The sequence below is a fragment of the Luteibacter sp. P4_E6 genome (genome assembly GCF_056401535.1).
Genome location: NZ_JBFUJE010000273.1, coordinates 1 through 5,233, shown reverse-complemented (window position 1 = coordinate 5,233; position 5,233 = coordinate 1). Strand labels below are relative to the sequence as shown.

General features: G+C 66.3%; 6 protein-coding genes. 1 reads left to right on the top strand and 5 read right to left on the bottom strand.

What is annotated here, in order from left to right:
* The 5 genes from AC1DT2_RS15165 to AC1DT2_RS15145 form a co-directional block, all read right to left on the bottom strand.
* Window positions 1-794 (bottom strand): DNA topoisomerase IB (locus AC1DT2_RS15165; protein ID WP_477297203.1); only part of this gene is annotated, 794 nt, incomplete at its 3' end.
* A gap of 48 nt (window positions 795-842) precedes the next feature.
* A complete protein-coding gene (locus AC1DT2_RS15160; protein ID WP_477297202.1) occupies window positions 843-2,012 on the bottom strand; it encodes a class I SAM-dependent rRNA methyltransferase in 1,170 nt (389 codons plus the stop codon).
* Window positions 2,013-2,031: 19 nt separating this feature from the next.
* Window positions 2,032-2,475, bottom strand: coding sequence for a hypothetical protein (locus tag AC1DT2_RS15155; RefSeq protein WP_063574083.1), 444 nt, complete (start codon window positions 2,473-2,475; stop codon window positions 2,032-2,034).
* Window positions 2,476-2,489: 14 nt separating this feature from the next.
* Window positions 2,490-3,434 carry a serine/threonine protein kinase gene (locus tag AC1DT2_RS15150; protein WP_477297201.1) on the bottom strand — a complete coding sequence of 315 codons (945 nt, stop codon included), beginning with the start codon at window positions 3,432-3,434 and terminating at the stop codon, window positions 2,490-2,492.
* A complete protein-coding gene (locus AC1DT2_RS15145) occupies window positions 3,431-3,883 on the bottom strand; it encodes a hotdog fold thioesterase (RefSeq protein WP_477297200.1) in 453 nt (150 codons plus the stop codon). The genes AC1DT2_RS15150 and AC1DT2_RS15145 overlap by 4 nt, the downstream gene beginning before the upstream one ends.
* Window positions 3,884-3,899: 16 nt before the next feature.
* Here AC1DT2_RS15145 and AC1DT2_RS15140 point away from each other — a divergent pair, with 16 nt between their 5' ends.
* Window positions 3,900-4,988 (top strand): 2Fe-2S iron-sulfur cluster-binding protein, encoded by a 1,089-nt coding sequence (locus tag AC1DT2_RS15140; protein ID WP_477297199.1) that lies wholly within the window; start codon window positions 3,900-3,902, stop codon window positions 4,986-4,988.
* The last annotated feature ends 245 nt before the right edge of the window (window positions 4,989-5,233 follow it).

Genomic DNA, 5,233 nt, shown 5'->3' with positions numbered 1-5,233 from the left:
GTGCCGCCCCAGGTGCGGAAGTCCTTCGCCGTGAACTCGCCGCCGGTCACTTCCCGCAGGTAATCGTTCACCATGCCGGAATCGATGGGCTGGCGTTGTCCTTCGTCGTCCAGATACTGGAACAGTCGTTGACCGGGAAGCTCCTGGACTTTGCGCACGGCTTTGACGAGTTTGCGGTCGTCGAGCGTGACATCGCGCCACTGGCCGCTCTTGCCACGAAAGTGGAACTCGATCCGGTCCTTGCGCGCGGCGACATGGCGCGAGCGCAGGGTGGTCAGGCCGAAGGAGTTGTTCTGTTTGGCGTAGGTGTCGTTACCTACGCGGATCATGGTCTCTTCCAACAGGCTCACCACGAGTGCCAGCACCTTGTCGCGCGGCAGGCCGGGCAGGCTGAGGTCCTTGCGCAGACGACGACGCAGGTGGGGGAGCGCTTCGCCGAACTCCAGGATCCGCTCGAACTTGTCGCAATCGCGCACATGCCGCCACTTCGCGTGGTACCGGTACTGTTTGCGCAACCGGGCGTCACGACCTGTCGCCTGGAGATGGCCTCGCTCGTTGGGGCAGATCCATACCTTCGTATAGGCTGGCGGAATGGCCAGGGCGCGTATGCGCGTCAGCACGTCCTCATCGGTTATCCGCTTGCCCTCGACATCCATGTACTGGAAGGCCCGCCCGCGCTTGCGTCGCGTGATGCCGGTGTCGGTGTCGCACACATAGACCAGGCCCGCCGCTTTCGCGTGGGCCTGTTCGACATCCGGCACCACAAGGGCGTCGTCGGGCGGCTTCCTGGACATGGCCGGCAGTGTGTGCCGGCCAGCGATCAAGACACGGTGAACGCGGCGTCAGTCGACGCGGCAGTAAACCGCCTTGAGGTAGCGGTTCTCGGGGACGTTACTCGCCACCGGGTGGTCTGCGCCGGCCCCGTCCACATGAAGGATCTGGATGTTGCGGCCCGCATTGAGGGCGACACGGCGGATCATTTCGATGAAGTCGTCCTCGCCGACAAGACCCGTGCACGAGCAGGTCAGGAGGATCCCGCCGGGGGCGATCACGTCGAGCGCCGTGCGGTTCATGGCGAAGTACTTCTTTAGTGCGTTGACCACCTGGTTGCGGTCGCGCGTGAGCTTGGGCGGGTCGAGCACGACAGCGTCCCAGGTGTCGCCGCGGGCAATGGCAGCGCGCAACCACTCGAAAACGTCGCCCTGTTCGAACGTCGCCTCGACGCTGTTCAGCCGGGCATTTTCACGGGCGACGTCGAGGATGGCCGCATCGGCGTCGACGCCGATGGCCTCCCGCGCGCCCGCCTTCATGGCGTGTACCGCAAAGCCGCCGGCATTGCAGCAGAGGTCGAGCACGCGGCGCCCGCGCGCCAGCTGGGCAAAGCGGCGACGGTTGTCGCGCTGGTCGGCGAAGAAGCCGGTCTTGTGGCCGAGGCCGGGTGCGGCATGGAAGGCTAGCCCGTGCTCGTGCACGTCGACGGCGGCAGGCGCGTCGTTGGAGCGGACATCGAACGACTCCTGCCGCTGCACGTGATCTTCGGCGAACCAGTAAAGCGACGCGCCGGGGAAGTGGCGTTGCAATTCCGCGTGAATGGCCTCGCGGAAGCGCCACATGCCGGCGGCAAAGTACTCCACCACGAGATGGTTCGCGTAACGATCCACGACCAGGCCGGAGAGGCCGTCGCCTTCGCTGTGGACCACGCGCCAGGCGTCGCTCACCTCGTCCAGGCGGAGCAGGTCGCGACGGAGTTCCACGGCCTTGGCAATCCGCGAAGCGATCCAGCCGGCGTCGATGGCCTGGTCGGCGTCGGTGGTGAGCAGGCGCAGTGCCACGCGCGCATGGCCATTCCAGAATCCGCGCCCGACAAAACGGCCCTTCCCATCGAGCACGTCGACGACGCTCCCGGGCGGCAGGCGTTCTTCGGGCTTGACGATCTGGGCCGACCATACCCACGGGTGGCCGGGGACGCGGTCGGTTTTCAGGCGGATGGTGGGCGTGGCAGGACTGTTCATCCCGCCATGATACCGGGGCTTAGCGACCGAAGCGCAGGATCAGCCAGGAAACCAGGGCCAGCAGGTTGATGCCCAGATGCGCCGGCGACGGTCCACCGAGGGCGAGCTGCCAGCCATGTGTCGCGATAGACCAGTCGAAACCCAACCGCGGGGCACGCTGCAGGGTGATGAAGAGGTTGACGAAGGCGCCGCTCGACAGCGCGTAACTGAAGACGGGCGTCGCGATCAGGGGCGCCTGGAGGAATTGCGCCCAGATCGACATTTGCGTGCCGCGACCATCGTTGCTGGCCAGCAGGATGCCGGCGACGAGCATGAAGGCGAACAGCAGTACGCCGAGCACGGCGACGATGGCGTCCAGGCCGCTGAAGCGTCCGCCAAGGAGGCGATCGAACTGGTGGACGAGGCCGAACAGGCCGCCGGCGATCTCAAAAACGGCGATGACGCGGGTGAAAAAAGAATGCATGGGTTCTCCGTGGATTAGAGGTCGTCGGCGATCTCGTGGAGATCGGCGATGTGCTGTTCCCACCAACGCGCTTCGGCGGCGAAGGGGAAGGCGGCGGGGAAGGCGGGATCGTGCCAGCGTTCGGCGATCCATCCGGCGTAGTGGACCTGGCGCATCGCACGCAGCACGGGAATCAGGGCCAGTTCGGTGGGATCGAAATCGCGGAACTGTCCGTAGCCCTCGAGCAGGGCTTTCATCATGGCGTCGTCACCGGCGAGCATCCAAAGGTCCTGCACGGCAGGGCCGGTACGGGCGTCGTCGAGGTCGACGAAATGCGGACCCGCATCGGTCCACAGAACGTTGCCGGGATGGCAGTCACCGTGAAGGCGAATGCGGTGCACCGGGCCGACGGCCTCGATGCGGTCCGCGACGGCGGTATCGACACGGCCCGCCGCGAAACGGTAGGCGTCGAACAGGTGCGCCGGCAGCAAGGCGGAGCCGAGTGTCGCGCGCATGGGCGCTTCGATCATCGTCGGCCGGTCCAGGGTGCCGCGAGCCTGGAAGTGGCCGCGCGCTCCCACGGCGTGCATGCGTGCCAGCAGCCGGCCCAGCCATTCCAGCTGGTCCGCCGATTCCAGCGAAGGCGCCCGTCCGCCACGTCGCGGGTAGATCGCATAACGGTAGCCGGCGTGGCGCAGCAATGTCTGGCCCTCGAACGCGAGGGGCGCCACCATCGGCAGCTCGGCGGCGGCCAGTTCGAGGGCGAAGGCATGCTCTTCCGCGATCGCCGCATCCGTCCATCGGCCAGGGCGGTAGAACTTGGCGACGACGAAACCGCCTTCCTCGAGTCCCACCTGGAAAACACGATTCTCGTAGCTGTTAAGGGTCAGCAGGCGGCCGTCGCTCCACGATCCGGCGGCATCCACCGCGGCGAGCACCACGTCTGGCGACAGCGCCGCATACGGCGCACCTTCACTCACGAGCGAAGATTTCCCGGGGCGCCGCCCGGCGATGGAATCACCGCCATGGTCAGCCGCGACAGGCAGACCAGCTTGCCGGTTTCCTCTTCGATGCGAATTTCCCATACCTGGGTGGTGCGCCCCAGGTGAATGGCTTTTGCCGTGCCGGTGACCAGGCCACTGCGTACGCCACGGAGGTGGTTCGCATTGATATCCAGGCCGACGGCGATTTCCCTCTCCACGTCGAGCGTGAGCAGGGCGGCGGTGCTGCCCAGCGTCTCGGCCAGCACCACGGACGCGCCGCCATGAAGCAGCCCGAACGGCTGCTGCGTGCGGTGGTCGACGGGCATGGTGCCGCGAATCCAGTCGTCACCCGCGTCGACGAAGCGTATGTCGAGCGTCTCCATCATCGTGCCCCGGCTCCAGCCGTTGATCCGCGCGAAGTCGATGGGTTGCTTCCAGATGGCCATGGGCAGGCATCGTGTAATGAACAAGCCGCCATTGTCCTACAATGCGCGGGTGCCCACCGTAACCCTGACATCGTCCGGCAAGCGATTCGACGCCGCTGCCGACGAAACCGTGCTCGAAGCCGCCCAGCGCGCGGGAATCGCCCTCCCGTATTCGTGCCGAGGCGGCGTGTGCGGAAGCTGCAAGGCCACCCTCGTCGAGGGTGAATGCTCGTACCCGCGCAATCCGCCAACGGCCCTTTCCGGTCCGGCACGCATGCGTCACGCGATCCTGCTCTGCCAGGCCGTTCCCTGCGGTGACATCGCCATCCAGGCGCGCGAGATCGCGTCGGTGGAAGACATCCCGCACCGTCGTGCCGAGACCGTCGTCGTCGAGCGACGCATGCTTGCACCGGACGTAGTAGGTATCTGGCTGAAGCCGCTTGGCGACGATCGGCTGAACTGGCTGCCGGGTCAGTACCTCGACGTGATTCTCGAGGATGGCAAGCATCGGCCGTTCTCGATCGCCAGCGGCCCGCTCGCCGACGGAACGATCGAGCTTCACGTACGCCATGTGCCCGGCGGTGGCTTCACTTCCTGGGTGTATGAATCGTTGAAGGTCGGCGATCGGCTGACCATCGAGGTGCCGCTGGGCACCTTCGTGCCGCGCGAGGATTCCGAGCGACCCATGCTGTTCATGGCTGGCGGTACCGGCTTTGCACCGGTGAAGGCGATCGTCGAGCACTTCATCGCACTCGGGACGCGTCGGCCGATGCACATTTACTGGGGTGCGCGGATCGCCGAGGACCTTTATCTCGCCGACCTCGCGCGCGGCTGGGCGGCGGACACGCCGACGATCACCTTTACGCCGGTGTTATCCGATCCCGAGGCGGCCCGCGCTAGCGGGCTTCGCGAAGGCCTAATTCATGAGGCCCTGCTGGAAGACTTTCCGGACCTCGCCGCGTTCGACCTCTATATGAGCGGTCCCCCCGCGATGGTCGCCGCCGGACGCCAGCTCTTCATCGATGCGAACCTGCCGGAAGACCGGCTGTACTTCGATTCATTCGACGTGGCGCCCGACGTGCTGGATGCGATCCTGCGGGGTCGGGCGGGGATCCACGGTCTTTGAAGCGTTAAAGCTCACGCTGCGGCGGGCGCGGACGTAGCGGCGCAGAGCCTGACGTAGCGGTGCAGAGCCTTCGGTGCCCACCCTCGCTGCTCAGACACGTCCTCCGCGTTTCGTACCGGAGAGGCCACTGCGCGGCCGTAGGCCAGTAGGTACATGGGCCGCGGAGCGGCCTTTCCTTCTCGAACGCGGAGGACGTGTCTGAGCCGCGAGGGTGGGCACCAAGGTCTCCCCGCGAGACGCCCAGG

Coding starts and splice junctions, on each gene's coding strand:
- AC1DT2_RS15160 (WP_477297202.1), bottom strand. CDS start 2,012: ATGAACAGTCCTGCCACGCCCACCATCCGCCTGAAAACCGACCGCGTC.
- AC1DT2_RS15155 (WP_063574083.1), bottom strand. CDS start 2,475: ATGCATTCTTTTTTCACCCGCGTCATCGCCGTTTTTGAGATCGCCGGC.
- AC1DT2_RS15145 (WP_477297200.1), bottom strand. CDS start 3,883: ATGGCCATCTGGAAGCAACCCATCGACTTCGCGCGGATCAACGGCTGG.
- AC1DT2_RS15140 (WP_477297199.1), top strand. CDS start 3,900: ATGAACAAGCCGCCATTGTCCTACAATGCGCGGGTGCCCACCGTAACC.